Genomic DNA, 26,603 nt, shown 5'->3' with positions numbered 1-26,603 from the left:
CCTACCGCCCTAACAAGAAGGACCCCACATGATGTGGGGTCCTTCGCTGGTGTCCGAGGGGGGACTTGAACCCCCACGCCCGATAAAGGGCACTAGCACCTCAAGCTAGCGCGTCTGCCATTCCGCCACCCGGACAGGTGATCTTGTCTTCCCGGCCGCTGGGCCCTTCCGACGAGGAAAACCATAGCAAACATCTGGGGTGGCCGATCACCACCCCCGACCGTCTCGGCATGTGACGGCCGCATGTCGGTCGGCGGACGCCCTTGGGTGCCGAGCGGGGCTCGCGGGAGGATGGGGGAGATCAGCAGGAGTCCACGTGGGGCACGTAGTGGGAGGAAGCAGCGTGAGCGAGTCGAACACCGGCCGGGGCGTCACGGGCGAGGACGAGGTCGTCGACCTCTGTCGTGACCTCATCCGCATCGACACCAGCAACTACGGCGACCACTCCGGCCCGGGCGAGCGGGCGGCGGCCGAGTACATCGCGGAGAAGCTCGCGGAGGTCGGTCTCGAACCGAAGATCATCGAGTCGCACAAGGGGCGGGCGTCCACCGTCGCCCGCATCGAGGGCGAGGACCCGTCGCGGCCGGCCCTCCTCATCCACGGCCACACCGACGTCGTCCCGGCCAACGCCGAGGACTGGACCCACCACCCCTTCTCCGGCGAGGTCGCCGACGGCTGCGTCTGGGGCCGCGGCGCCGTCGACATGAAGGACATGGACGCGATGACCCTCGCGGTCGTCCGCGACCGGCTGCGCAGCGGCCGCAAGCCGCCGCGCGACATCGTCCTCGCCTTCCTCGCCGACGAGGAGGCCGGCGGCACCTACGGCGCCCGCCACCTCGTCGACCATCACCGCGACCTGTTCGACGGCGTGACGGAGGCGATCGGCGAGGTCGGCGGCTTCTCCTTCACGGTCAACGAGAACCTGCGGCTCTACCTCGTCGAGACGGCCCAGAAGGGCATGCACTGGATGCGGCTGACCGTCGAGGGCACCGCCGGCCACGGCTCGATGACCAACGACGACAACGCGATCACCGAGCTCTGCGAGGCCGTCGGCCGGCTCGGCCGCCACAAGTGGCCGGTGCGCGTCACCAAGACCGTGCGGTCCTTCCTGGACGAGCTCTCCGACGCGCTCGGCACCCCCCTCGATCCCGAGGACATGGACGCCACGCTCGCCAAGCTCGGCGGCATCGCCAAGATGATCGGGGCCACCCTGCGCAACTCCGCCGCCCCGACCATGCTCGGCGCCGGCTACAAGGTGAACGTCATCCCCGGACAGGCCACCGCGCACGTGGACGGGCGCTTCCTGCCCGGCTACGAGGACGAGTTCCTCGCCGACCTCGACCGCATCCTCGGGCCGCGTGTGAAGCGTGAGGACGTGCACGGCGACAAGGCCCTGGAGACCAGCTTCGACGGGGGCCTGGTCGACGCGATGCAGCTCGCGCTGCGCGCCGAGGACCCGATCGCGCGGGCCGTGCCGTACATGCTCTCCGGCGGCACCGACGCCAAGTCCTTCGACGACCTCGGCATCCGCTGCTTCGGCTTCGCGCCGCTCCAGCTGCCGCCCGAGCTCGACTTCGCCGGCATGTTCCACGGCGTCGACGAGCGGGTCCCGGTGGACGGCCTGAAGTTCGGTGTCCGGGTCCTCGACCGGTTCATCGACGCCTCCTGACGTCCGCCCGGGAGCGGCGGAAATCGACCGCGCGTGCGCGGATTACCGGAAAGAGTGAATGCCCGAGGGGACTCGTAGCCCCCCTGGTTCCCCCTCGTTACAGGTGGTGCGGTCCGCGGCTGGGACCGCATTGCCAACAAGGAGGAATAATGATCAAGAAGGTCGTCGCTGCTGCGGCTGCCACCGGCGGTCTCGTTCTCGCGGGTGCGGGCATGGCCGTTGCCGACGCGGGTGCCCAGGGTGCCGCCATCGGTTCCCCCGGCGTGCTCTCGGGCAACGTCGTCCAGGTGCCCGTTCACATCCCCGTGAACGTGTGCGGCAACACGGTCTCCGTGATCGGGCTGCTGAACCCCGCCTTCGGCAACACCTGCGTCAACGCCTGACGTTGTGCCTCGACCCCTGAGGGTCTGAGCCAAGGCCGGCCCCGGAGTGCGTGCCATGCACTCCGGGGCCGGTGGTCATTTCTCGCGAGCCGAGCAGGCACGGAAGCAGGTCATCAGCAATGCGACAGGTCACACGCATCACGCGCAAGAGCATCTTCACCCTCGCCGCGGCAGGCGGCGTGCTCGCCCTCGGCGGCGGCTACGCCCACGCCGACGCGCACGCCACCGGTTCGGCGTCCGACTCGCCGGGCGTCGCCTCCGGCAACAACGTCCAGGTCCCGGTCCACGCGCCGGTCAACATCTGCGGCAACACGGTCAACGGCATCGGCCTCATGAACCCGGCGTACGGCAACTCCTGCGCCAACAAGGGGGGTGCGACCGGCGGCTACGGCGACGATCAGGGCTCCGGCTCCTCCGCCGGCGGTCATGCCTCGAACTCGCCGGGCGTCGCCTCGGGCAATCACGTCCAGGTCCCGATCGACGCCCCGGTCAACGTGTGCGGCAACAGCGTCACGGCCGTGGGCCTGGGGAACGCGGTCTCCGACAACGACTGCGCCTCCGGCTACGGGGACGAGCCGACGCATCCGGGGAACCCCGGCAATCCGGGTGAGCCTGGCAACCCCGGGAACCCGGGCAATCCAGGGAACCCCGGGAACCCAGGGAACCCCGGGAACCCAGGGAACCCCGGCAATCCGGGCAACCCCGGTAACCCTGGCAACCCCGGTAACCCTGGCAACCCCGGTAACCCGGGGACGCCTGGCGGCCCCGGTGGGCACCAGCCCGGGAACCCGGGCACGCCCGGCGGGCCGAACACGCCCGGTACGCACACGGTCACGCCGAACCGGCCCACCGAGGAGCTCGCGCACACCGGTGCCGGGGCCCTCGGGGTGGCCGTCCCCGTCGGCGCGGGCATGCTGCTCGCCGGCTCCGTGATCTACCGCCGGGCGCGCCGCGGCGCATAGCCCGGACCTCGCAGGAAAACCGGAGGGGCCCCGCTCTGCGGGGCCCCTTCTCATGTCACCAGGTGGCGCGGATCTGACGGATGATGCGCCGCCGCAGCCGCACCCTGCGGCTGCCGTCCCGGTGGAGGCTCAGGCGGTCCAACTCCCAGTGTCCGTACTCGGCATGGTCGGTCAGGAGCCGCGTCGCCTCCTTGCGGGAGACGCCACGCGGCACGTACACGTCGACAAATTCGTATTCCGGCATCGCATCTATTGTGCGGCCAAGGGGTCGGTACGGATAGCGTCTGTCCTATGTCTGATGCTGCGCAGCCCACCGCTGCCGAGGTACGTGCCGCCGCCGAGGCGGTCAAAGCCGCACTGGACCGTCACCTCGAGGCGGTCGAACGCCGCACCGGGGACGACGACCCGGCCGTCTACGAGGCCTTCAACGCGCTCGCCGCGGCGGCGGAGGCGTACGACGAGGCCCTGTACGACCGGTACGACGAGGTCACACCCTTCGAGATCCCCGGCGCCGACGACTCCCTGCCGCCCTACGCGGGACCGGAGGAGCCGCACGCCATCAGCGTGCTGATCCGCCGAGACTACGCCGTGGTGGAGCCGCAGCGGCTCATCGCGCAGGCCCGGCGCGTCACGGATCTCGACCGGGACGAGGAGGCGGGGACGGCCCACGCGGCCCTCGGTGTGCTCTTCGGCGAGTACGAACCTGACGAAATCGCGTCCCGCCACAAGGAATTCGGCCTGGAGGAGGGGGACTCCACCCTCTGGGTCGAGGCCGCCGAGGACCTCCCGGAAGCGGGCGAGTGGCTGCACGCCCCCTTCGACCATGCCGATCCCGAGCGGATCGTCTGCCGCTTCGACGTCAGCGCCGTCTTCGACGACGAGGACGAGGCGGACCAGGAGCCGGCGGAGCGGGTCCACCGGGTCTGAGGGAACGCAGGAGCGCACGGCGCCGGCACGTGACGGCCGGCGCCGCGGACCGGATCACGGGCGCCCTGCCCGCGTGCGCGCGGGCAGGGCGCTCCTGCCTTTCGCCCCTCAGCCCTCGTCGTCGTCCTGGAGGAGCGCCTCCAGGAGGGGACGGAGCCTGGTCGTGCGCTCCGCGGGCAGGCCCTCGGCCACCGCGCGCTGCAGTGCCTGGTCCACGCCGTGCACCACGGACAGGTGCCGCTCCGCCCGGCCGAACGCCGTGTACACCCAGGCCCGGCTCAGGCCCCCGGCCGCGTCCCCCGGCAGCACCACGACAGCGGCCGGCCAGCGCGCGCCCGCCGCCTGGTGCGCGGTCAGCGCCCAGCCGTGCCGCAGCGCCGGCTCCACCCGCTCCTTCGGAACGACGACCCGCTCGCCTCCGCAGTCCAGGTGCAGGCCCGCGGCGTCGGCCGACACGACCGTGCCCGTGACCGTACGGCCCGGGGAGGGGGAGTGGGCCACCCGGTCGCCCGGGTCGTAGCCGCCGAAGCGGCCGGGGCCCGGGTTGAGCCGCTGCTTGAGCGCCGCGTTCAGGGCGCGGGTGCCTGCCGATCCGCCGTGGCCGACCGTGATCACCTGGGTCTGCTCGGCGGGCACGCCGATCGCCCGCGGGATCGAGTCGGCGACCAGCTGGACCGTGCGGTGCACCGCCTCGCCGGCGTCCCGGACCGGGACGATCACGACCTCCTTGCCGGGGGCGTCGACCTGGTTCAGCTCGCCGATGCCGATGCCCGAGACCAGCTCGCCGAGGGGGCCCGGGTCCGGGGTGCGCGAGGCGATCTGCGGGGCGAGCCGGGTGGCCAGCAGGTCCCCGAAGACCCGGCCGGGTCCGGCCGCTCCCAGGACGTGCGGGTCGCCGAAGAGCACCAGACGGCAGCCGTCGGGCAGCGCCTCGACCAGCGCTGCGGCGCTCTCGACGTCGAGCTGCGGAGCGTCCAGGAGGCACAGCAGGTCCAGGGCGAGCGCACCCTCCGCGTCCCTGCCCGTGCCGGCCGCGCCGGACAGCAGCGCGGCCAGGGGCACGGCGCCGTCGCGCGCCGTGTGGGCCGCGAGCGCGACGCGGAGCCCCCGCGCGCGGGCGGCCTCGGCCAGGGCGGTCGGCTCGGCGCGGGCGGCCTCGCCGCCCGTGTGCAGTACCAGACCGTGCGCGCCGGCGGCGCGGGCCAGCTCGGGCCCGTCCCACTCCGCCGCCTCGACCGTGCGGATGAGCCGGGCGAGCCCGTCGGCAAGGCTCTCCTCGGCGAGGGCGTACCGCTCGAGACCGAGGAGCACGGGAGCCTGCGGTCCTTGTTCCGCGGCACCGTCGGACTCCGACTCCGACGCCGTCTCCTCTTCGTCCTCGGGCTCCTCCTGGAAGACGAGCACCGCGGCCTCGGAGATCGCGAGCCCCACCGCCTTGTCGGGCTCGGGCACCGACAGCTTGGCCAGCCCCTCGCGCACGGCGCCGATCTCCAGGGCCGTGTGTCCCTTGAGCGCCGCCTGCTCCAGGAGCCACGCGGCCAGGGCGACCGCCCGTCGCGGGTCGGCGGGGCCGCACGCCGCGCCGAGCAGCGCCCGCGCGAAGCCGTCCGCCTGCTCGGGCCGCACCCCCGGCACCGAGAGCAGCTGCCAGGGGTCGTCCTCCAGGGCGCGCGCGGCGCCCTCGCCGAGCACTGCGGCCACCTGTCCGGCGAGCGTCTCGGGCGCCCCGCCCCGCGCGAGGACCTGCCCCACGGCCGCCGTCGTCTCCTCGGTGACCACGGGGGCCGGGGGCGCCGGCGGGCGGACGGTCGTCTCCGGCGCGGCGGCGGGTGCCGGGCGGGGTGACGCGGGCTCCTCGACGCGCGGGACCGCCACCGGCTTCGCGCCGCTCTCCACGGCCCGTACCGCCGCGAGGAGATCGGCGGCCGTCCCGCTCAGCTTTGCACCGGCCTCGACGGGCCCGACCCGCCCGGCCTTCCGCTGCTCGATCCTCGCCCGGAACTCGCGCTGTGCCGCGAGCTCGGCCTGCGCCTCGGACAGCTCGGGAGCCCCGGCACCCGCGGCTTCGCCCTCGCCCGCCGTCGTCGCACCGGACTCCGCGTCCGCTCCGCCGTCCTCGCCGTCGCCCTCGGGGCCCGGGGCGGCCGTCGTGTCGGGCGCCTCCGCGGCCTCCGCCGGTTCCGCGCCGTCCGTCGGGGTGGCGGCCGTGGACTCGTCGGGCTCGCCCGGCGCGGTGGGGGCGGCCTCGGGCGGGGTGTCGCCGGAAGGCTCGGTCACAAGGTGCTCCAGTCGTGATCCGGGTAGCGGTGCACGGGCGCCGACACGTCGTCGAGGGCCCGGCAGATCTCGTCAGGAAGACTAAGGCTCTCCACTGACAACGCGGCCGTGAGCTGCTGCGCGTTGCGCGCGCCGATGATCGGGGCGGTCACTCCGGGGCGGTCGCGGACCCAGGCGAGGGCGACCTGGAGCGGGGTCGTCGCGAGGCCGTCCGCCGCGGTGCTGACGGCGTCGACGATGCGGCTCGCCGTGTCGTCGAGATACGGCTCGACGAAGGGGGCCAGGGCCTCCGAGCCGCCGCGCGAGTCCGTCGGCGTGCCGTGCCGGTACTTGCCGGTGAGCACCCCGCGGCCGAGCGGCGAGGAGGGCAGCAGTCCGACGCCGAGGTCGAGCGCGGCCGGCAGCACCTCGCGCTCGACGCCCCGCTGCAGCAGTGAGTACTCCATCTGCGTCCCGGCGAGCCGGGTGCGTTCCCCGGTCAGCTGCCAGGTGCCGGCCTTGGCGAGCTGCCAGCCGCAGAAGTTCGAGACGCCCACGTAGCGGGCCCGGCCGGTGCTGACGGCGATGTCGAGGGCCTGGAGGGATTCCTCCAGCGGCGTGTACGGGTCGAAGGCGTGCAGCTGCCAGAGGTCCACGTACTCCGTGCCGAGCCGGGCGAGCGAGGCGTCGAGGGCCGCCAGCAGGTGCCCGCGCGAGCAGTCCGTGCGCCGGTCCGGGTCGGGGACGCTGCCGGCCTTGGTCGAGATCACCAGGTCCCGGCGCGGGACGAGGGCCTTGTCGCCGACGAGTCGTCCGAGCAGGTACTCCGCCTCGCCGCCCCCGTACACGTCCGCGGTGTCCACGAGCGTGCCGCCCGCGTCCCAGAACGCCTTCAACTGCTCGGCCGCGTCGTGCTCGTCGGTGTCCCGGCCCCAGGTGAGGGTGCCGAGCCCGAGCCGGGACACGCGCAGGCCGGTACGTCCGAGATGCCTCTGCTCCATGGCCGCGAGAGTACTGGCCATGGCACCACGCGGAGAGAGCCTGTGGACAACCCGGCCCCGGCCCGGCGCCCGCACCGGCCCGGATCGCCTCCTGACGAATGCCCGGGCCGCGCGCTAGAGTCCCGCCCACAGGGACGTTACCGATGGGTAAGGGGTACGTGGCATGCGGCTCGGCATCAACCTCGGCTACTGGGGCGCGGGCATGGACGGCGACAACCTCGCCGTGGCCCAGGAGGCGGACCGCCTCGGCTACGACGTCTGCTGGGCGGCGGAGGCCTACGGCTCCGACGCCCCGACCGTGCTGTCCTGGGTCGCCGCCAAGACCGAGCGGATCGACGTCGGCTCGGCGATCATGCAGATCCCGGCCCGTCAGCCCGCGATGACGGCGATGACCGCCGCGACCCTCGACTCGCTGTCCGGCGGCCGTTTCCGCCTCGGCCTCGGCGTCTCCGGACCGCAGGTCTCCGAAGGCTGGTACGGCGTCAAGTTCGACAAGCCGCTCGCCCGCACCCGCGAGTACGTGGAGATCGTCCGCAAGGCCATGTCCCGTGAGCGCCTCACCTACGAGGGCGAGCACTGGACGCTGCCGCTGCCCGACGGTCCGGGCAAGCCGATCAAGCTCACGGTCCACCCGACCCGCCCGCACATCCCGCTCTACATCGCGGCCATCGGCCCGAAGAACCTCGAGCAGACCGGCGAGATCGCGGACGGCGCCCTGCTGATCTTCCCGGCCGCCGAGCACCTGGAGGAGACCGCGCTGCGCCACCTCCGCGCGGGCCGCGAGAAGGCCGGGCTCACCCTGGAGGGCTTCGACGTCCACCCGACGCTGCCGCTCGCCCTCGGCGACGACATCGACGCGCTGGCCGACATCTTCCGCCCCTACACCGCCCTCTACGTCGGCGGCATGGGCAGCCGCAAGCAGAACTTCTACAACCAGCTCGCCCAGCGCATGGGCTACGAGAAGGCCGCCGCCGAGATCCAGGACAAGTACCTGGCCGGCGACAAGAACGGCGCCGCCGCGGCCGTGCCGCGGCAGCTGATCGACCAGACCACCCTGCTCGGCTCCGTCGACCGCATCGCCGACCGGATGAAGGCCTACGCGGCGGCCGGGGTCACCACCCTGACCCTCGCCCCGGCCGGCTTCACCCTCGACGAGCGCCTCGCGGCGCTCCGGGCGGGCGTCGAGGCCCTGGAGCGGGCCGGACTCGCCTAGGGTCTGTTGTGAAAGTGCTGGTCACAGCCATTCGTTGAGGGCTGCGACCAGCACTGGTTCGTGTCCGTGACGACCTGCCCGGCTCGCGACGCCTGGCGCGCATGCTCGCCGCGCCGTCGGGGCCACCCGAGTACGCCCGGTACGAGGGCGACCCTCCGCCCGGCGATCGCACGCACCGGACGCCGCGAGCCCCGCCCTGCGGGCGGACGGCGCTGCTTTCCCGACCTAGGACGTCCTCGAACGAAGTCCGCGGCCGTGGTGGGGGCTCGGGGGTCTTCCCCGCCACGGCCGTCACGCAGCACAACGCGTGAGCGGGCCCGGAGTTACGCGCCCCCGCCCGACCTCTCGCTCCGCCTCCCGTACCCCGTTCGGCCCAGCCTCCCGGCCCCTCGTGTTGCCCGCCCGGGCGCGGCGCACTTGACTCGTACACCACGGGAGGTGGCAGCCATGCTCACGGCCAAGAGCCTGTTCCAGGAAATCATCGACAACGACGAGTCGTTCCAGCTCTTCTGCTCCATCGCCGCCAGCGGCGAGGCCCAGGGCGGCTGGGAGAACGGGCGGATCGCCGCGCTCGTCGCCCCCGGCATGCGGGACCTGGCGCCCAAGATCACCCGGCACGGCGCCGACGAGGACAAGCACGGGCGGATCTTCGACGCCCTGATGAGGAAGCGCGGGCTCGAACCCGTCCCGGTGCCGCCCGAGACCGACTACACGATGCTCCTCGAACAGCGAGGGATCGGTCTCGCCCACGACAAGCTGCGCCGCGAAGAGCCGCTGAGCGAGCGGGACATCATCGTCTACCTCAGCCACAGTCGGGTCACCGAGCAACGGGCGGCCGACCAGATGGAGATGCTGGTCCGGTACTTCGGGGACCACCCCGAGCTGGGCAAGGCCATCCACATGATCGACAACGACGAGGCCAACCACCTCGCCTACTGCCACGAGGAACTGCTCCGGCTCAACCACGAGGGGCACGGCCGGCTCATCCAGCGCACCCTGCGGGAGTCCGCGCTCGCCGAGATCCAGGTCTACCGGGACGTCAGCCTCGCCGTGATGAGCCACATGGGCCGCATCCTGCGCTGGCCCAGGGCCAAGGCCGCCGCCCTCGCCACCGGCATCCACGCCATGTACGCCTACGAACGCGCGGCCGGCTGGCACAAGATGGTCGACCTCCGGATGCCCGAGCGCCGCGACGCCCTCGGAGGGCCCGCGGCCCCGGCCCCCGCCTTCTGAGACCCCTCCCGGGGCGGGCGGGGCCCCGTCACAGCCAGCCGCGCCGTTTGAACAGCCGGTACAGGAACGTGACGGTGCCCGCCATCAGCAGGATCACCGCCGGATATCCCCCCACCCAGCGCAGCTCCGGCATGTGGTCGAAGTTCATGCCGTAGATCCCCGCGACCATCGTGGGGACCGCGGCCATCGCCGCCCACGCGGAGATCTTCCGCATGTCGTCGTTCTGCCGCACGCCCATCTGCGCCAGATGCGCCGACAGCACGTCGGACAGCAGCCGGTCCAGGCTCTCCACCTGCTCGTTGGCGCGCAGCAGATGGTCCTGCACGTCCCGGAAGAACGGCATGGCCTTGTCGTGCACGAAGGGCACCGCACCCGTTGCGAGCCGGGCCATCGGCGCGGACAGCGGGCTCGCGGCCCGGCGGAACTCCAGGACCTGCCGCTTGGCCGTGTAGATCCGTTCCGCGGTCCGGGCCGGGCTGCCGCCGGACGGCGCGAACACGTCGGCCTCCAGCTCCTCCAGGTCGATCTGCAGCTCCCCGGCGACGTCGATGTAGTGGTCCACGACCGTGTCGCAGATCGCGTACAGGACCGCGGTCGGCCCGTGCCGGAGCACGTCCGGCGTCGCCTCCATGCGCTTGCGCACGGCCGTGAGCGGGCTGCCGGTCCCGTGCCGTACGGTCACCACGAACGAGTCGCCGACGAAGACCATCACCTCCTCCGAGCTGACCCGGTCGCTCTTCGGCTCGTACACCACCGGCTTGAGCACGACGAACAGGCAGTCGTCGTAGACCTCGAGCTTCGGCCGCTGATGCGCCTTCAGGGCGTCCTCCACGGCCAGCGGGTGCAGCGCGAACTCCGAGGAGACGTGGCCGAACTCCTGCTCGGTCGGCTCGTAGAGCCCCACCCACAGGAACGAGTCCCCGCTCGCCCGCGCCTCAGCCAGCGCGTCCGACAGGTCGGAGGGGCTCTCCGTCCGCTGTCCGCGCCGATAGATGGCCGAGTCCACGATCACGCGCCGTATTCTCCCCCGACCGCCGCCGGACCGCATCCCCAGGAGCCCGGCCGTCCGGCTCCACGCGCGCGTGCAGCCGCATAGGCTGGCCGACATGGCCACGCTGATCCTCGTACGGCACGGACGTTCCACCGCCAACACCTCCGGGGTGCTCGCCGGGCGGACGCCCGGGGTCGCCCTCGACGAGCGGGGCGCCGCCCAGGCCGCCGCGCTGCCCGGGCGGCTCACCGGGGTGCCGCTCGCCGCCGTCGTCTCCAGCCCGCTGCAGCGCTGCCGCGAGACCGTGCGCCCGCTGCTCGACGCCCGCCCCGGGCTGCCGCTGCACGTCGAGGACCGGATCAACGAGTGCGACTACGGCGACTGGTCGGGCCGCAAGCTCGCCGAGCTCATGGACGAGCCGCTCATGGGCGTCGTCCAGGCCCACGCCTCGGCGGCCGCCTTCCCCAACGGCGAGTCCATGCGCGCGATGCACGCGCGCGCCGTGGACGCCGTGCGCGACTGGAACGCCCGGATCGAGGCCGAGCACGGCGAGGACGCCGTCTACGCGATGTGCTCGCACGGCGACATCGTCAAGGCGATCGTCGCCGACGCCCTCGGCCTGCACCTCGACCTCTTCCAGCGGATCCAGGTGGATCCCTGCTCCGTCACCGTGATCCGCTACACCCGCACGCGTCCCTTCCTCGTCCGTCTCGGCGACACCGGCGACTTCGCCGCCCTGCTGCCGCGCGAGACCCCCGCCGACCGAGGAGCGGCGGAGGTGGGAGGCGGTGCGGGCGCCCCGTGATCCATCCGCGCAGTAGGGTGGACGCGCCGCTGGAGAAAACCAGTCCGCAGCACGACAGTCGAGACACAAGGGAGTCGGGAACGTGTCCCGTCAGGTGTTCCTCTACGACCCGCCGGAGCGTTTCGTGGCCGGCACGGTCGGGCTGCCTGGCCGCCGTACGTTCTTCCTCCAGGCGTCCGCGGCCGGCCGGGTCACCAGCGTCGCCCTGGAGAAGACCCAGGTGGCGGCACTCGCGGAGCGGATCGACGAGCTCCTCGACGAGGTCGTGCGCCGCACCGGGGGCAACGCCCCCGTCCCGGCGGTCGCGCCCCCCGACACCACGGACACCGCGCCCCTCGACACGCCCGTCGAGGAGGAGTTCCGGGTCGGCACCATGGCCCTCGCCTGGGACGGTGAGGAGCAGCGCATGATCGTCGAGGCGCAGGCGCTCGTCGAGCTCGACGCGGAGTCCGAGGAGGACCTCGCGGCGGCCGAGGAGCGGCTGCTCCAGGACGAGGAGAACGGCCCGCCGATGCTGCGGGTCCGGCTCACCGGCGCGCAGGCCCGGGCCTTCGCCAAGCGGGCCCTGGACGTGGTCAACGCGGGCCGTCCGCCGTGCCCGCTGTGCAGCCTGCCGCTCGACCCCGAGGGGCACGTCTGCCCCCGCCAGAACGGATACCGTCGCGGCGCATGAGCGGTGACGGAACCCGCGAGCGGACGCGTACGGCGCTCGATCTGCTCACCAAGGGGGAACTGACCGTCCGCGGCCGGGTCCGCGAGGCGTCCAACGCGGTGCTGTACTGCTCCGTCGCGTACGAGGGCGAGGAGGCGGCCTGCGTCTACAAGCCCGTCGCCGGGGAGCGCCCGCTGTGGGACTTCCCCGACGGCACCCTCGCCCAGCGCGAGGTCGCCGCCTTCGAGCTGTCCGAGGCGACCGGCTGGGGCCTGGTCCCGCCGACCGTGCTGCGCGACGGGCCCTACGGCGAGGGCATGGTCCAGCTGTGGGTCGAGGCCGACCCGGAGGCCACCCTGCTCGCCCTCGTCGAGGACGAGCGGGCGGGCGAGGGCTGGAAGGCCGTGGGGCCCGCGCAGGTCGCCGAGGACCGCACGGCGCTGCTCGTGCACGCCGACACCCCGCAGCTGCGCCGGCTCGCCGTCCTGGACGCCGTGATCAACAACGGCGACCGCAAGGGTGGGCACCTGCTGCCCGCACCCGACGGGCGCCTCTACGGGATCGACCACGGCGTGAGCTTCCACGTGGACGACAAGCTGCGCACGCTGCTGTGGGGCTGGGCGGGGGAGGAGCTGACCGAGGAGGCCGCCACCGTCCTCGGCGCGCTCGACCGGCGGCTCGCGCCCGGCACTCCACTGGCGGAACGGCTCGCCGGGCTGTTGACCGAGGCGGAGGTGGCCGCCGTGCGGGACCGGGTCGCGGTACTGCGCGCGACCGGGCGGCATCCCGTGCCGTCCGGGCAGTGGCCGGCGATTCCCTGGCCGCCGGTGTGAGGACCGGGCTCCGACCCATGTGCCTCGCGCCACGAGCGATGAGTTTCGGTCAATTTCACGGGTCGAGGTACACCCCCGGGGGGTATGCACGCTCGCTTCCCTCCCGCAAGACCGCCTAATCGGTCAAGATCCCGGATGCGGTTCGTATCCGGAACTGCTGTCCGGTTACGCTCAGGACATGCATGCCTGGCCCGCTTCTGAGGTCCCCGCCCTGCCCGGCAAGGGCCGCGACCTCCGGATTCACGACACCGCGACCGGTGGACGAGTGACCCTCGCCCCCGGCCCCGTCGCCCGCATCTACGTCTGCGGCATCACGCCGTACGACGCGACCCACATGGGACACGCGGCGACCTACAACGCGTTCGACCTCGTTCAGCGCGTGTGGCTCGACACCAAGCGGCAGGTTCACTACGTCCAGAACGTGACCGACGTCGACGACCCGCTCCTGGAGCGCGCGATCCGCGACGGCATCGACTGGGTCGGCCTCGCCGAGCGCGAGACCGCCCTCTTCCGTGAGGACATGACCGCACTGCGCATGCTGCCCCCGCAGCACTACATCGGCGCGGTCGAGGCGATACCGGGGATCGTGCCGCTCGTCGAGCGGCTGCGCGACTCCGGCGCCGCCTACGAGCTCGACGGCGACATCTACTTCTCGGTCGAGGCCGACCCGCACTTCGGTCAGGTCTCGAACTACGACACCGAGCTGATGCGCCACCTCTCCGCCGAGCGAGGTGGCGACCCGGACCGCCCCGGCAAGAAGAACCCGCTCGACCCGATGCTGTGGATGGCCGCCCGCGAGGGCGAGCCCAGCTGGGACGGCGGCAGCCTCGGCGCCGGCCGCCCCGGCTGGCACATCGAGTGCGTCGCCATCGCCCTCGACCACCTCGGCATGGGCTTCGACGTGCAGGGCGGCGGCTCCGACCTGATCTTCCCGCACCACGAGATGGGCGCCTCCCACGCCCAGACGCTCACGGGCGAGTTCCCCATGGCCAAGGCGTACGTGCACGCCGGCATGGTCGCCCTGGACGGCGAGAAGATGTCCAAGTCCAAGGGCAACCTGGTCTTCGTCTCCATGCTGCGCCGGGACGGCGTCGACCCGGCCGCCATCCGGCTCGCCCTGCTCTCGCACCACTACCGCGCCGACTGGGAGTGGACCGACCAGGTCCTCCAGGACGCCGTCGAGCGCCTCGGCCGCTGGCGCGCCGCCGTCTCGCGCCCCGACGGCCCGTCCGCCGACGCCCTCGTCGACGAGCTCCGCGAGGCGCTCGCCGACGACCTGGACGCCCCGGCCGCGCTCGTCGCGGTCGACCGCTGGGCCGCGCTCCAGGCCGCCGAGGGCGGCACCGACGAGTCCGCGCCCGGGCTCGTCTCCCGCGCCGTCGACGCGCTGCTGGGTGTCGCCCTGTAGCGGGACGCCCGCCCGACCCAGGTCACGCAACCGCCCCCGGACTTCCCGCGAAGTCCGGGGGCGGTTCCGTTTTGCCTCTGGCCCGATGCTCGAATCTGCGCTAAGAACGCCCCATGCAATCATCAATGCGCATGAGAGCTGTCATCGGCGGCGCCGTGCTCGGGCTCCTCGCGGTGTTCGCGGGGCCCGGGACCACAGCGTCCGCCGAACCCTCCGACACCACCGTCGGCGAGGTCACGAGCTTCGCCGCCGAGGGAACCGTCTACCGCCTGACCGCCGGCCACGCCGAGGCCCGGGTGAGCTTCGTCTCCGACGAGACCTTCCGCATCGAACTCGCCCCCGACGGCAGGTTCACCGACCCCACCGGACAGGACATCGTCCTGCCGCAGGGCCCGCCGCCCGCCACCCGCTGGGCCGACCGCGGCGACCGCTACGAGCTGAGCACCGCGCGGGTCACCCTCCGCGCCTACAAGTCCCCGCTGCGCTTCGCCGCGGTCCGCGCCGACGGCACCCCGCTCTGGTCAGAGACCCAGGGCCTCACCTGGAACCAGGACCGCACCACCCAGACCCTGGCCCGCGGCGCCGACGAGCAGTTCTACGGCGCCGGCATGCAGAACGGGCGCGGCAACACCTCGCACCGCGGCAAGACCGTCGAGGTCGGCGTCGACTACAACTGGAACGACGGCGGCCACCCCAACTCCGTCCCGTTCTACCTCTCCTCCGCCGGCTACGGCGTCTACCGCAACACCTACGCCCCCAACACCTACGTCTTCGGCGAGCCCGTCACCACCACCGCCCGCGAACAGCGCTTCGACGCCTACTACTTCGCCGGCGACGGGACGGACGCCCTCAAGGACGTCATCGGCCAGTACACCCGGCTCACCGGCAAGCCCTTCCTGCCGCCCGTGTACGGCCTGGAGATCGGCGACGCCGACTGCTACCTCCACAACGCCAACCGCGGCGAGCGGCACACCCTCGACGCCCTGAAGGTCGCCGACGGCTACGTGCAGAACGACATGCCGAACGGCTGGATGCTCGTCAACGACGGCTACGGCTGCGGCTACGAGAACCTCGCCGAGGCCGCCCAGGGCCTCCAGGCCCGCGGCATGCAACTCGGCCTCTGGACCGAGGACGGCATCGACCGGCTCGGCGACCAGGTGAAGGCCGGCCAGCGGGTCGCCAAGCTCGACGTGGCCTGGGTCGGCGCCGGCTACAAGTTCGCCCTGGACGGCTGCAAGGGCGCCTACGCGGGCATCGAGGGCAACAGCACCGCGCGCGGCTTCACCTGGGCCCCCGAGAGCTGGTCCGGCGCCCAGCGCTGCGGCGTCCAGTGGTCCGGCGACCAGTCCGGCAGCTGGGAGTACATCCGCTGGCAGATCCCCACCTACGCCGGCGCCGCCATGTCCGGCCTCGCGTACACCACCGGGGACGTCGACGGCATCTTCGGCGGCAGCCCGAAGACGTACACCCGTGACCTGCAGTGGAAGATGTTCCTGCCCGTCACCATGACCATGGACGGCTGGGCCGCACACGACAAGCAGCCCTTCCGCTACGGCGAGCCGTACACCTCGATCAACCGCGCCTCCCTCAAGCTCCACGAGGCCCTGCTGCCGTACATCTACTCCCACGCCCAGCAGGCCACGCGGACCGGCCTCGGCCTCGCCCGGCCCCTCGTCGTCGAGTACCCCGACGACCCGGTGGCCGCGTCGGCCGCCGCCACGTACGAGTTCCTCAGCGGGGAGGACTTCCTCGTCGCCCCCGTCTACCAGGACGCGGTGGAGCGCGACGGCATCTACCTCCCGAAGGGCACCTGGATCGACTACGGGAACGGACGCACCTACGAAGGCCCCGTCACCCTGGACCACTACAGCGCCCCGCTCGACACCCTGCCCCTGTTCGTCCGGGCCGGGGCCACCGTCCCCATGTGGCCCGGCGGCATCCGCTCGTACACCGACCGCAAGCCCGGCGACCCGCTCGCCTGGGACATCTACCCGCAGGGCCGCTCCTCCTTCGACCTCTACGAGGACGACGGCGTCACCCGCGAGCACCGCGGCGGACGCTCCGCCACCCAGCGCGCCGAGGTCCGCGCGCCGGAGCGCGGCGCCGGCGACGTCACCGTACGGATCGGGCCCAGCGTCGGTGAGTACACCGGCAAGTCCGCCGCGCGGCCGTACCGCTTCACCGTCCACACCGGTGACGCCCCCGGAAACGTCACCCTGGGCGGGCGGGCACTGCCCCGGCTCACCTCGCAGGCCGCCTTCGAGGCCGCCGAGCAGGGCTGGTGGTACGACCGCGAGGACCGCGGGGGAGTCGTCCAGGTCAAGACGGCCGCCCAGCGCACCGACCGCGGTTTCACCCTCGTGCTCACCGACACCAGTGCCGTCGGCGGCGCGGTGCCCGGGGCCCCGGCGACCCTCGCCGTCCCCGCCGGCCAGGAGCTCGGCGCGGGCGTGCCCGGCACCGTCGCCGTCGACGTCACCGCCGGCACCAAGGACGCCACCGGAGTCGAGGTCGCGCTGAACGCCCCGGCCGGCTGGCAGGTCGCCCCGGCCGCGCCGATCGCCCGCATCCCGGCCGGCACCACCCGGCGGGTCGAGGTCGCCGTGACCCCGGCCAGGAACGCCGCACCCGGAGAGGCCACGCTCACCGCGACCGCCCGCCACCGGGCTGCGGGGGTGGACCGCACGGCGACCCAGCGCTTCGCGGTCGGGGTGATGCCCGAGCCGCCGACCGCCCCGGCCTGGGCGAGCGACCTGGTCTGGCTGAAGTCCACCAACGGCTGGGGACCGCCCGAACGCGACCGCTCCAACGGCGAGTCGGGCGCGGCGGACGGTCACCCGCTGACCCTCGCCGGCAAGACCTACGACAAGGGCATCGGCGCCCACGCCGACTCCGACGTCGAGTTCTACCTCGGCGGCCGCTGCTCGGCGTTCACCGCCGACGTCGGCATCGACGACGAGATCAACGGCTACGGCGACGTCGCCTTCTCCGTCGAGGCCGACGGCAAGGTGCTGTGGACCTCGCCGCGGGTGACGGGCGCCTCGGCCACGGTCCCGGTGAACGTCGACGTGACCGGCGCGCGCCATGTCCACCTGAGGATCACCGACACCAACGGCACGAAGAGCGGGGACCACGGGGACTGGGCGGCCGCCCGGTTCGACTGCGCCTGACGGCGCCGTCGTCGAACAGGGAGGTCCGACAGACGCGAACGGGAGGGGCGGCCGTGCCACCCCTCCCGTTCGCGGTCAGTCGTCGGCCCCTGCGGCCCCTGAGGATCCTTCGGAGTCCCCGGAGTCCCCGGAGTCCCCGGGGGCTCCGGAGTCCCCGGGGGCTCCGGAGCCCCTGGATTCTCTGGAGCCCCTGGAGTCCCCGGGAGTCTCGTCCGCGTCGCCCGAGAGCTGCTCGCCCTTCGGCGCTTCGCCCACGGGCCGCTCGCCGGAGGGACGCTCGCCCGGGGCCTGCTCCGGCTCCGTGCCCGCCTCCGTGCCCGGCACCGCCTCCGTGCCCGCCTCCGTGCCCGCCTCCGTGCCCGGCACCGCCTCCGGCCCCGGCTGCTGCGGCTTCGGCGGCCGGGTCCGGTCGCCGGCGCTGTCCCGGAGGTACGAGGTCTCGCCGCCCTCCGTCGCCAGCCCGGGGCCGGGACCCGGGCCCGAACCCGGCTCACGGCGCCGCAGATAGCGCTCGAACTCGCGGGCGATGGCCTCTCCGGAAGCCTCCGGCAGCTCCGCCGTGTCCCGCGCCTCCTCCAGGGTCTGCACGTACTCGGCGACCTCGCTGTCCTCGGCCGCCAGCTGGTCCACGCCCAGCTGCCAGGCCCGCGCGTCCTCCGGCAGTTCGCCCAGCGGGATGCGCAGGCCGATCAGGTCCTCCAGGCGGTTGAGCAGGGCGAGCGTCGCCTTCGGGTTCGGCGGCTGCGACACGTAGTGCGGGACGGCCGCCCACAGGCTCACCGCCGGCACCCCGGCGTGCGTGCAGGCCTCCTGGAGGATGCCCACGATGCCCGTCGGGCCCTCGTAGCGCGTCTCCTCCAGGTCCATCGTCCGGGCCAGGTCGGGATCCGAGGTGACCCCGCTGACCGGTACGGGGCGGGTGTGCGGGGTGTCGCCGAGCAGCGCGCCCAGGATCACCACCATCTCCACGCCCAGCTCATGGGCGAAGCCGAGCAGCTCGTTGCAGAACGAACGCCAGCGCATCGACGGTTCGATCCCGCGCACCAGGACCAGGTCCCGGGGCTTGTCGCCGCCGATCCGGACCACGGAGAGCCGGGTCGTCGGCCAGGTGATCTTCCGGACGCCGCCGTCCAGCCACACCGTGGGCCGGTTGACCTGGAAGTCGTAGTAGTCCTCGGCGTCGAGCGCCGCGAACACCTCGCCCTTCCACTCCCGGTCCAGGTGGGCGACCGCGGCGGAGGCGGCGTCACCGGCGTCGTTCCAGCCCTCGAACGCGGCCACCATGACCGGGTCGATCAGCTCGGGAACCCCCTCGAGCTCGATCACCCAGCGCCTCCTTCGTCGAAGTTCCTGTCGTACGGACCAACCTTATGCCTTTCCGGCGGCCCGCCCGCAGCCCTCGGACCCGCCCGAGAGCCGTCTCGGCCTTGATCGACTACCCAGGAACTCCCGTCGGCACACGGCGCCCACGCCGGCCGCCCGGACTTCGCAGCTCACTCCTCCCAGAGCGTGCTGGGGGCCTCCTTCCGCACCACCGGGGCGATCTCCTCGGCGAACCGCTCCAGGGTCTCGATCTGCTCCACCGCGGACTGCCCGTAGGCGTCGACCGTGATCGACTGCAGGTCGTGCCGGTACACCTCGTGGTAGCCCAGGATCTTGTCGATGATCTGCTGCGGCGAGCCGATCAGCTGCGGGCCGCCCGCGACGGCGTCCTCGATCGTGCGGAACGGGGTGTTGTAGCCGGCCTTGCCCTCCAGGTGGGGCTGGAAGGTCTGGCGCACCTTCGCCTCGTAGAGCTCCTTGTAGCGGTCCACGGCCTGCTCGGCGGTGTCGGCGATGAGCAGGCCGCCGGAACCCGCCGCCACGCGCGCGTGCCGCGGGTCGTGGCCGTACTCCTCGAACTTCTCGCGGTAGTGGGCGATGAGCCGCGCGTACGCCTCGCGGGGCTGGATGGCGTTGGCGGTGAACAGTGGGTCGCCGTGCTTGGCGGCCAGCTCGGGGGAGTTGAGGCTGGTGGCCGATCCGTGCCAGATCCGCGGCGGACCCGCGTACGGGCGGGGGAGGGTGGTCACGTTCCTCAGGGCGGGCCGGAACTCGCCCTGCCAGTCCACCCCTTCCTCCGTCCACAGGCGGCGAAGGAGCTCGTACTTCTCCTCCTGCAGGTCCCACTGGCGCTTCTCGTCGAGACCGAAGAGGTCGAAGTGCCCGGCCTCCGCGCCCTTGCCGACGACGAGCTCGATGCGGCCGCGGGAGAGCTGGTCGAGGGTGGCGTAGTCCTCGGCGACCCGCACCGGGTCGAGGATCGCGACGACGGTCACGCCGGTCAGGAGGCGGATCCGGGAGGTCCGGGCGGCCAGCGCGCCGAGCACCACCGAGGGGCTGGAGGAGAGGAAGGGGCCGGCGTGCCGCTCGCCGATGGAGTACGCGTCGAAGCCGAGCCGCTCGGCGGCCTCGCCGACCGTGAGGACCTGCTCCAACCGGTCAGCGGCGGGCTCCAGTTCGCCGGTCAGCGGGTGCGGGGCATGGCCGATGAGAGAGAGCACTTGAAACTTCATGCATCAACTCTGCGCGCGGAGTGTTTCGGAGGCGTATCGGCAGCATGGCACGCCGGCCGACACGGGTCAGGGGCGGCTCTTTCGAGACCGCCCCTGACAACTCCGTCGTCGTGGAGTCCACTTGCGCGACCGGCAGCCGCGCGGCACCGCTACTTGCGCAGCATGTCCTCCACCTTGCCGCGGACCTCGTCCGTGGCCAGACCGCGGATGGTCAGCGTGGTGCGACGGCGCAGCACGTCGTCCGCGGTCTCCGCCCACTCGTGGTCGCGGGCGTAGGCGACCTGGGCCCAGATCTCCGGCGCGTCGGGGTGGATGCGCTGGGCGAGCTCGGGGTTCTCGTTCGCCATGCGGGCGATGTCGAAGGAGAGCGAGCCGTAGTGGGTGGCCAGGTGCTTGGCGGTGTCGGCGGACATGCGCGGACCGGGAGCCGGGCCGTCCACGAGCAGCCGGTGGGCGACCGCGTTCGGGTTGGCGATGCCGGGCAGCGGGAGCCGCTTCGGCAGCGTGGAGACCGGCACAGCCCCGTCGGCGTAGTCGCCCAGCGGCTGGCCCGGGAGGGCCTCCAGCTTCTTCATGATGGTGCGGCCGATGTGGCGGAAGGTGGTCCACTTGCCGCCGGCCACCGACAGCATGCCGCCGCGGCCCTCGGTGACGACCGTCTCGCGCTTGGCCTTGGAGGTGTCGCCGGGACCGCCCGGCAGCACCCGCAGGCCCGCGAAGGCGTAGGTGATCAGGGAGCGGTCGAGCTGCTGGTCGCGGATGGAGAACGCGGCCTCGTCCAGGATCTGGGCGATGTCCTTGTCGTTGACCGCGACCTCGCCCGGGTCGCCCTCGTACTCCTCGTCGGTGGTGCCGAGCAGGAGCATGTCCTCCCAGGGGAGGGCGAAGGTGATCCGGTACTTGTCGATCGGGGTGGCCAGCGCGGCCTTCCACGGGGAGGTGCGCTTGAGGACCAGGTGGGCGCCCTTGGAGAGGCGGATGGAGGGGGCCGCGTTCGGGTCCTCCATCCTGCGCAGGTGGTCGACCCACGGGCCGGTGGCGTTGAGCACCAGGCGGGCGTCGACGCCGAACTCGTCGCCGGACATCCGGTCGCGGAGCTCGGCGCCGGTGACCCGGCCCCGGGTGAAGCGCAGGCCCGTGACCTCGGCGTGGTTGAGGACGACCGCGCCGGCGTCGACCGCGGCGCGGACCGTCATCAGGGCCATGCGGGAGTCGTTCATCTGGTCGTCGCCGTAGACCGCGACGGCCTTCAGGTTGTCGGTGCGCAGCTCCGGCACGTCCTGGGCGGCCTTGGCGGGGCTCAGCAGGTGCCCGACGCCGTCGCCGAAGGCGGACAGGGCGCTGTAGGCGAACACGCCGGCGCCGAGCTTGGCCGCGCCGTGCGGGCCGCCCTTGTAGACGGGCAGGTAGAAGGTGAGCGGGTTCGACAGGTGGGGGGCCACCTGGCGGGAGACCGCGCGCCGCTCGAAGTGGTTCTCCGCGACCAGCTTGACCGCGCCGGTCTGCAGGTAGCGCAGGCCGCCGTGGAGGAGCTTGGAGGAGGCGGAGGAGGTGGCGCCGGCGAAGTCGCCGGCGTCCACCAGGGCCACCCGCAGTCCGGACTGCGCGGCGTGCCAGGCGGTGGAGATGCCCAGGATGCCGCCGCCGATCACCAGGAGGTCGTACGTCGCCTTGGACAGCTGCTCCCGGGTCTCGGCGCGGGTCGGAAGGGAACCGGCAGCCGGGTGCATCCCCAGGGAGGGGAGGCTCTGCAGGGTGGTCATCGCAACTTACTCCTCGTCAGTTCTCTTCTTCTTCGAGCCAGCCCATGGAGCGCTCTACGGCCTTGAGCCAGTTCTTGTACTCGCTGTCGCGCTTGTCGGCGTCCATGCGAGGGGTCCACTCGGCGGCCCGGCGCCAGTTGGCACGCAGGGCGTCGGTGTCGGGCCAGAAGCCGACGGCCAGGCCGGCGGCGTAGGCGGCGCCGAGGCAGGTGGTCTCGGCGACCATCGGGCGCACCACGGGGGCGTCCAGGAAGTCGGAGAGGGTCTGCATCAGCAGGTTGTTGGAGGTCATGCCGCCGTCGACCTTGAGGGCGGTCAGCTCGACGCCGGAGTCCTTGGTCATGGCGTCGGTGATCTCGCGGGTCTGCCAGGCGGTGGCCTCGAGCACGGCGCGGGCGATGTGCGCCTTGGTGACGTACCGGGTGAGGCCGGCGATGACACCGCGGGCGTCGGAGCGCCAGTACGGGGCGAAGAGGCCGGAGAAGGCGGGGACGAAGTAGGCGCCGCCGTTGTCCTCGACGGAGGAGGCCAGCGTCTCGATCTCGGCGGCGGACTTGATGAGGCCCATCTGGTCGCGCATCCACTGGACGAGCGAGCCGGTGACGGCGATCGAGCCCTCCAGGGCGTAGACCGGCTTCTGGTCGCCGATCTGGTAGCCGACGGTGGTCAGCAGGCCGCTGTAGGAGTTGATGATCTTGTCGCCGGTGTTCATCAGCATGAACGTTCCGGTGCCGTACGTGGACTTGGCCTCGCCCTCGGCGAAGCAGGTCTGGCCGAAGAGGGCGGCCTGCTGGTCGCCGAGCGCGGAGGCGACCGGGACACCGTCGAGGACGCCGCCCTTGACCGCGCCGTACACCTCGGCGGAGGAGCGGATCTCCGGCAGGACCGCGGCCGGGATCTCCATGGACTGCAGGATCTTGTCGTCCCAGCCCATGGTGTGGAGGTTCATCAGGAGGGTGCGCGAGGCGTTGGTGACGTCGGTGACGTGGTGGCCGCCGTCGACACCGCCGGTCAGGTTCCAGATGACCCAGGAGTCCATGGTGCCGAAGAGGATCTCGCCGCGCTCGGCGCGCTCGCGGAGGCCCTCGACGTTGTCGAGGAGCCAGCGGACCTTCGGGCCGGAGAAGTACGAGGCGAGCGGCAGGCCGGTCTCGCGGCGGAAGCGGTCCTGGCCGACGTTGCGGCCGAGCTCCTTGCACAGGGCGTCGGTGCGGGTGTCCTGCCAGACGAGGGCGTTGTGGACGGGCTCACCGGTGTTCTTGTCCCAGAGCAGCGTGGTCTCGCGCTGGTTGGTGATGCCGATCGCCTTGACGTCGGCCGCGGTGATCCCGGCCTTGGCGATGGCGCCGGCGACGACCTCCTGGACGTTGGTCCAGATCTCGGTGGCGTCGTGCTCGACCCAGCCCGGCTTCGGGAAGATCTGCTCGTGCTCCTTCTGGTCGACGGAGACGATCCGGCCGTCCTTGTCGAAGACGATGCAGCGGGAGGAGGTGGTGCCCTGGTCGATGGCGGCGATGAACGGCCCTGCGCCGTGGGAGGCGGCGGCGGCGGTGTGGGCGTCGGTCACGGTGGACTCCAAGGAAGGTCTGGAAGAAGGACGGCTCAGGCGAACGCGATGTTGTAGATACCCGCGGCGATGGCGCCGCCGACCAGCGGGCCGACGACCGGGATCCAGGCGTAGCTCCAGTCGGAGCCGCCCTTGTTCGGCAGCGGGAGCAGGGCGTGCACGATGCGCGGGCCGAGGTCGCGGGCCGGGTTGATGGCGTAGCCGGTCGGGCCGCCGAGCGAGAGGCCGATCGAGACGACGACGAACGCGGTGATCAGGGCGCCGATGACGCCGAGGCCCTTGCCGCTGTCGTTGAGGCCCTGGGTGAGCACGGCGAGCACGAGCACGACGGTGCCGATGACCTCGGTGGCCAGGTTCTGCCAGGCGTTACGGATCTCCGGGCCGGTGGAGAAGATGCCCAGCACCGGGCCGGCGTTCGGCGCGGCCTTCTGGTCGACCATGCCCTCCTCGTGCGGAGTCGAGATGATCGACTCGTCGGTGAGGTGGGCCCGGAACTGGCCGTAGTAGGCGATCCAGACGAGCGCCGCGCCGATCATGGCGCCGAGCATCTGACCGGCGATGTACACCGGCACGTTGCTCCAGTCGCCGTCCTTGATCGCTATGCCGATCGTCACGGCGGGGTTCAGATGGGCGCCGGAGAGGGAAGCGGTCATGTAGACCGCCGTCATGACGGCGAAGCCCCACCCGAAGGTGATCGCAAGCCAGCCCGCGTTGCGGGCCTTGGAGCTCTTCAGCGTGACGGCGGCGCAGACGCCACCGCCGAGCAGGATGAGTACGGCGGTACCGATGGTCTCGCCGAGGAAGATGTCGGAGCTGGACACCCGCGACTCCTTTGTCCTTCGTCCAGGGGAAGGCGAACCACGGGTCACTCCGATGGTCCGCGCCCTCGAGTGAGGGCGTTTTCGGCCCTAGGCACTGCCACACCTTAGCGCGTATTGCCGGTAGCTGTTCGACAATGCCGACCGATGAACGGAAGTTTTGCGCCAGGGTTAACAGCGCGTCAAGGGTCCCGGACGCGAAAAACCCGCCGATAACGCGATCGTTACCGACGGGTTCAGGAGGGTGCGTACGGGCTCGGCCGCGGCCTCAGAAGCGGCCCGCCCCCAGGTCCCGGGAGACCGCCCGGGCGCAGTCCCGTACGGCCGCCACGAGCTCCGAGCGCAGCTCGCCCTCCGAGCAGACCCGCTCCACGGCGCCCGTGATGGCCACCGCGCCCACCGGCATCCGGCGCCGGTCGTGGATGGGCGCCGCCACCGAGGCGACGCCCTCCCAGGTCTCCTCCACGTCCGCGGCCCAGCCGCGCGCCCGGGTCATGTCGAGCAGGGCCTCGAAGTCCGCCAGATCCGTGACCGTGCGGGGCGTGAAGGGCTCCCGCTCGACCTCCACCACCTCGCTGTGCGCCACCGGGTCGTACGCCGAGAGGACCTTGCCCAGGGCCGTGGAGTGCAGGGGCTGCATGGCCCCCACCTCCAGGACCTGCCGGCTGTCGTCGGGCCGGAAGACGTGGTGGACGATGAGGACGCCTTGCTGGTGCAGCACGCCCAGATGGACGCTCTCGCCGCTGGAGCGGGCCAGGTCGTCCGTCCAGACCAGGGCTCGCGCGCGCAGCTCGTGCACGTCCAGATAGCTGTTGCCGAGCCGCAGCAGCTCCGCGCCCAGCTGGTAGCGGCCCGAGGGGCCGTCCTGCTCCACGAAGCCCTCGGCCTGGAGGGTGCGCAGGATGCCGTGCGCCGTGCCCTTGGCGAGACCGAGGGAGGAGGCGATGTCGGACAGGCCGAGCCGGCGCTCGCCGCCCGCGAGCAGTCGCAGCATCGCCGCCGCCCGTTCAAGCGACTGGATGTTCTTCGCCATCGCCCGGCCTTTCTCCTCACATGCTGTTCGACAATGCTGAACACTATCGGTCGATGCCGACCTTGCGTCACACCAGACAGTGTCGGACAAGAACGGGCCGGACCGGGAGTCCCCGCACACAGGATGCAGTCCGCCAGTTGGAACCCCATGTCCACCCCGGCACCCGCGCGGTTAGTCTGGGCCAGTGCACCCTCCTCAGGGGGTGCAAAGCCGACAGCCGTCGCATCCCAGGGAGCTCAATCCATGGCCTCGTCGCCGAACCCTTCCGCCGACCTCCGCAGCCGAGCGGCAGCGCTCCGCGAAGCACTCGCCACCCGAGTCGTCGTCGCCGACGGCGCCATGGGCACCATGCTCCAGGCACAGGACCCCACCCTCGAGGACTTCCAGAACCTCGAGGGCTGCAACGAGATCCTGAACGTCACCCGGCCCGACATCGTCCGTTCGGTCCATCACGAGTACTTCTCCGCAGGCGTGGACTGCGTCGAGACCAACACCTTCGGGGCCAACTTCGCCGCCCTCGGCGAGTACGACATCCCCGAGCGCGTCCACGAGCTCTCCGAGGCCGGCGCCCGCATCGCCCGCGAGGTCGCCGACGAGTTCACCGCGAGCACCGGCCGGCAGCGCTGGGTCCTCGGCTCCATGGGCCCCGGCACCAAGCTGCCGACCCTCGGCCACGCCCCCTACACCGCCCTGCGCGACGCCTACCAGCAGAACGCCGAGGGCCTGCTCGCGGGCGGCTCGGACGCCCTGCTCGTCGAGACCACCCAGGACCTGCTGCAGACCAAGGCCTCGATCATCGGCGCCCGCCGCGCCCTCGACGCCCTCGGCGTCGACGTGCCGCTGATCTGTTCCGTCACCGTCGAGACCACCGGCACGATGCTGCTCGGCTCGGAGATCGGTGCCGCCCTGACGGCCCTGGAGCCGCTGGGCATCGACATGATCGGGCTCAACTGCGCCACCGGTCCGGCCGAGATGAGCGAGCACCTGCGTTACCTCGCCCGCCACTCGCGCATCCCGCTGTCCTGCATGCCGAACGCCGGCCTGCCGGTCCTGACCTCCGACGGCGCCCACTACCCGCTCTCCCCGGCCGAGCTCGCCGACGCCCAGGAGACCTTCGTCCGCGAGTACGGCCTCTCCCTCATCGGCGGCTGCTGCGGTACGACCCCCGAGCACCTGCGCCAGGTGGTCGAGCGCGTCCGCGACCTCACCCCGCAGCCCCGCGAACCGCGCCCCGAGCCGGGCGCCGCCTCGCTCTACCAGACCGTCCCCTTCCGTCAGGACACGTCGTACCTGGCCATCGGTGAGCGGACGAACGCGAACGGGTCGAAGAAGTTCCGTGAGGCCATGCTGGAGGGCCGGTGGGA

The 26,603-nt window shown here is 72.3% G+C and carries 22 protein-coding genes and 1 tRNA gene; 12 read left to right on the top strand and 11 right to left on the bottom strand.

Going from position 1 to position 26,603, the window contains the following annotated elements:
- Window positions 1-47: 47 nt before the first annotated feature.
- Window positions 48-135 (bottom strand) — tRNA-Leu (locus AB0M16_RS25030).
- A 208-nt stretch (window positions 136-343) separates the two neighbouring features.
- On the opposite strand from AB0M16_RS25030, the gene AB0M16_RS25025 reads away from it, so the two are divergent.
- The 3 genes from AB0M16_RS25025 to AB0M16_RS25015 all read left to right on the top strand — a co-directional run bounded on the left by AB0M16_RS25025 (window position 344) and on the right by AB0M16_RS25015 (window position 3,014).
- Window positions 344-1,669, top strand: coding sequence for a M20/M25/M40 family metallo-hydrolase (locus AB0M16_RS25025; RefSeq protein ID WP_365346526.1), 1,326 nt, complete (start codon window positions 344-346; stop codon window positions 1,667-1,669).
- A 149-nt stretch (window positions 1,670-1,818) separates the two neighbouring features.
- Window positions 1,819-2,052, top strand: a complete 234-nt coding sequence (gene chpH, locus AB0M16_RS25020) for a chaplin ChpH (protein WP_123450641.1) — start codon at window positions 1,819-1,821, stop codon at window positions 2,050-2,052.
- A gap of 119 nt (window positions 2,053-2,171) precedes the next feature.
- On the top strand, window positions 2,172-3,014 hold the full coding sequence (locus AB0M16_RS25015) for a chaplin (RefSeq protein ID WP_365346523.1): 843 nt from the start codon (window positions 2,172-2,174) through the stop codon (window positions 3,012-3,014).
- Between the two features lie 55 nt (window positions 3,015-3,069).
- Here AB0M16_RS25015 and AB0M16_RS25010 read toward each other — a convergent pair whose 3' ends face one another.
- A complete protein-coding gene (locus tag AB0M16_RS25010; protein ID WP_125749393.1) occupies window positions 3,070-3,258 on the bottom strand; it encodes a DUF5703 family protein in 189 nt (62 codons plus the stop codon).
- 47 nt (window positions 3,259-3,305) lie between these two features.
- On the opposite strand from AB0M16_RS25010, the gene AB0M16_RS25005 reads away from it, so the two are divergent.
- Window positions 3,306-3,941: a hypothetical protein gene (locus AB0M16_RS25005; protein ID WP_365346521.1), complete on the top strand. Its 636-nt coding sequence runs from the start codon at window positions 3,306-3,308 to the stop codon at window positions 3,939-3,941.
- A 108-nt stretch (window positions 3,942-4,049) separates the two neighbouring features.
- On the opposite strand, the gene AB0M16_RS25000 is transcribed toward AB0M16_RS25005, so the two are convergent.
- Both AB0M16_RS25000 and AB0M16_RS24995 read right to left on the bottom strand, forming a co-directional pair.
- Window positions 4,050-6,218: an ATP-dependent RecD-like DNA helicase gene (locus AB0M16_RS25000; protein ID WP_365346519.1), complete on the bottom strand. Its 2,169-nt coding sequence runs from the start codon at window positions 6,216-6,218 to the stop codon at window positions 4,050-4,052.
- Window positions 6,215-7,198 (bottom strand): aldo/keto reductase, encoded by a 984-nt coding sequence (locus AB0M16_RS24995; protein ID WP_365346517.1) that lies wholly within the window; start codon window positions 7,196-7,198, stop codon window positions 6,215-6,217. Before AB0M16_RS24995 ends, AB0M16_RS25000 begins: the two co-directional genes overlap by 4 nt.
- Window positions 7,199-7,361: 163 nt before the next feature.
- Between AB0M16_RS24995 and AB0M16_RS24990 the strand changes: the two genes are divergently transcribed.
- A complete protein-coding gene (locus tag AB0M16_RS24990) occupies window positions 7,362-8,411 on the top strand; it encodes an LLM class F420-dependent oxidoreductase (RefSeq protein WP_365346515.1) in 1,050 nt (349 codons plus the stop codon).
- A 447-nt stretch (window positions 8,412-8,858) separates the two neighbouring features.
- Window positions 8,859-9,644: a ferritin-like domain-containing protein gene (locus AB0M16_RS24985; protein WP_365346513.1), complete on the top strand. Its 786-nt coding sequence runs from the start codon at window positions 8,859-8,861 to the stop codon at window positions 9,642-9,644.
- A 28-nt stretch (window positions 9,645-9,672) separates the two neighbouring features.
- Here the strand turns inward: AB0M16_RS24985 and corA are convergent, their stop codons facing one another.
- Window positions 9,673-10,665, bottom strand: a complete 993-nt coding sequence (corA, locus tag AB0M16_RS24980; protein ID WP_365346783.1) for a magnesium/cobalt transporter CorA — start codon at window positions 10,663-10,665, stop codon at window positions 9,673-9,675.
- A gap of 85 nt (window positions 10,666-10,750) precedes the next feature.
- Between corA and AB0M16_RS24975 the strand changes: the two genes are divergently transcribed.
- The 5 genes from AB0M16_RS24975 (at window position 10,751) to AB0M16_RS24955 (ending at window position 17,503) form a co-directional block, all read left to right on the top strand.
- Window positions 10,751-11,440 carry a histidine phosphatase family protein gene (locus AB0M16_RS24975; RefSeq protein ID WP_365346511.1) on the top strand — a complete coding sequence of 230 codons (690 nt, stop codon included), beginning with the start codon at window positions 10,751-10,753 and terminating at the stop codon, window positions 11,438-11,440.
- 82 nt (window positions 11,441-11,522) lie between these two features.
- Window positions 11,523-12,113, top strand: coding sequence for a DUF3090 domain-containing protein (locus AB0M16_RS24970; protein ID WP_365346509.1), 591 nt, complete (start codon window positions 11,523-11,525; stop codon window positions 12,111-12,113).
- Window positions 12,110-12,925, top strand: a complete 816-nt coding sequence (locus AB0M16_RS24965) for an SCO1664 family protein (RefSeq protein WP_365346507.1) — start codon at window positions 12,110-12,112, stop codon at window positions 12,923-12,925. The genes AB0M16_RS24970 and AB0M16_RS24965 overlap by 4 nt, the downstream gene beginning before the upstream one ends.
- A gap of 178 nt (window positions 12,926-13,103) precedes the next feature.
- Window positions 13,104-14,333, top strand: coding sequence for a cysteine--1-D-myo-inosityl 2-amino-2-deoxy-alpha-D-glucopyranoside ligase (gene mshC, locus AB0M16_RS24960; protein WP_365346505.1), 1,230 nt, complete (start codon window positions 13,104-13,106; stop codon window positions 14,331-14,333).
- A gap of 113 nt (window positions 14,334-14,446) precedes the next feature.
- The gene (locus AB0M16_RS24955; RefSeq protein WP_365346503.1) at window positions 14,447-17,503 is read left to right on the top strand and encodes an NPCBM/NEW2 domain-containing protein; all 3,057 of its coding nucleotides are present in this window, start codon (window positions 14,447-14,449) and stop codon (window positions 17,501-17,503) included.
- A gap of 75 nt (window positions 17,504-17,578) precedes the next feature.
- On the opposite strand, the gene AB0M16_RS24950 is transcribed toward AB0M16_RS24955, so the two are convergent.
- The 6 genes from AB0M16_RS24950 to AB0M16_RS24925 all read right to left on the bottom strand — a co-directional run bounded on the left by AB0M16_RS24950 (window position 17,579) and on the right by AB0M16_RS24925 (window position 25,239).
- The gene (locus AB0M16_RS24950) at window positions 17,579-18,829 is read right to left on the bottom strand and encodes a PAC2 family protein (protein WP_365346501.1); all 1,251 of its coding nucleotides are present in this window, start codon (window positions 18,827-18,829) and stop codon (window positions 17,579-17,581) included.
- 167 nt (window positions 18,830-18,996) lie between these two features.
- On the bottom strand, window positions 18,997-20,058 hold the full coding sequence (locus AB0M16_RS24945) for an LLM class flavin-dependent oxidoreductase (protein WP_365346499.1): 1,062 nt from the start codon (window positions 20,056-20,058) through the stop codon (window positions 18,997-18,999).
- 149 nt (window positions 20,059-20,207) lie between these two features.
- Window positions 20,208-21,821, bottom strand: a complete 1,614-nt coding sequence (locus AB0M16_RS24940) for a glycerol-3-phosphate dehydrogenase/oxidase (protein WP_365346497.1) — start codon at window positions 21,819-21,821, stop codon at window positions 20,208-20,210.
- Window positions 21,822-21,837: 16 nt separating this feature from the next.
- Entirely contained in the window at window positions 21,838-23,388 is a 1,551-nt protein-coding gene (gene glpK, locus AB0M16_RS24935; RefSeq protein ID WP_365346495.1) for a glycerol kinase GlpK, read from the bottom strand.
- Between the two features lie 35 nt (window positions 23,389-23,423).
- Window positions 23,424-24,209: an MIP/aquaporin family protein gene (locus AB0M16_RS24930; protein WP_365346493.1), complete on the bottom strand. Its 786-nt coding sequence runs from the start codon at window positions 24,207-24,209 to the stop codon at window positions 23,424-23,426.
- 265 nt (window positions 24,210-24,474) lie between these two features.
- Window positions 24,475-25,239, bottom strand: a complete 765-nt coding sequence (locus tag AB0M16_RS24925; protein WP_365346491.1) for an IclR family transcriptional regulator — start codon at window positions 25,237-25,239, stop codon at window positions 24,475-24,477.
- Window positions 25,240-25,482: 243 nt separating this feature from the next.
- Between AB0M16_RS24925 and AB0M16_RS24920 the strand changes: the two genes are divergently transcribed.
- Window positions 25,483-26,603 (top strand): homocysteine S-methyltransferase family protein (locus AB0M16_RS24920; RefSeq protein ID WP_365346489.1); only part of this gene is annotated, 1,121 nt, incomplete at its 3' end.

The sequence above is a fragment of the Streptomyces sp. NPDC051921 genome, assembly GCF_040680975.1.
In the GTDB taxonomy this organism is placed as follows: domain Bacteria; phylum Actinomycetota; class Actinomycetes; order Streptomycetales; family Streptomycetaceae; genus Streptomyces.
The sequence above is the reverse complement of the archived record's forward strand: the minus strand, read 5'-3'. Positions and strand labels throughout refer to the sequence as shown.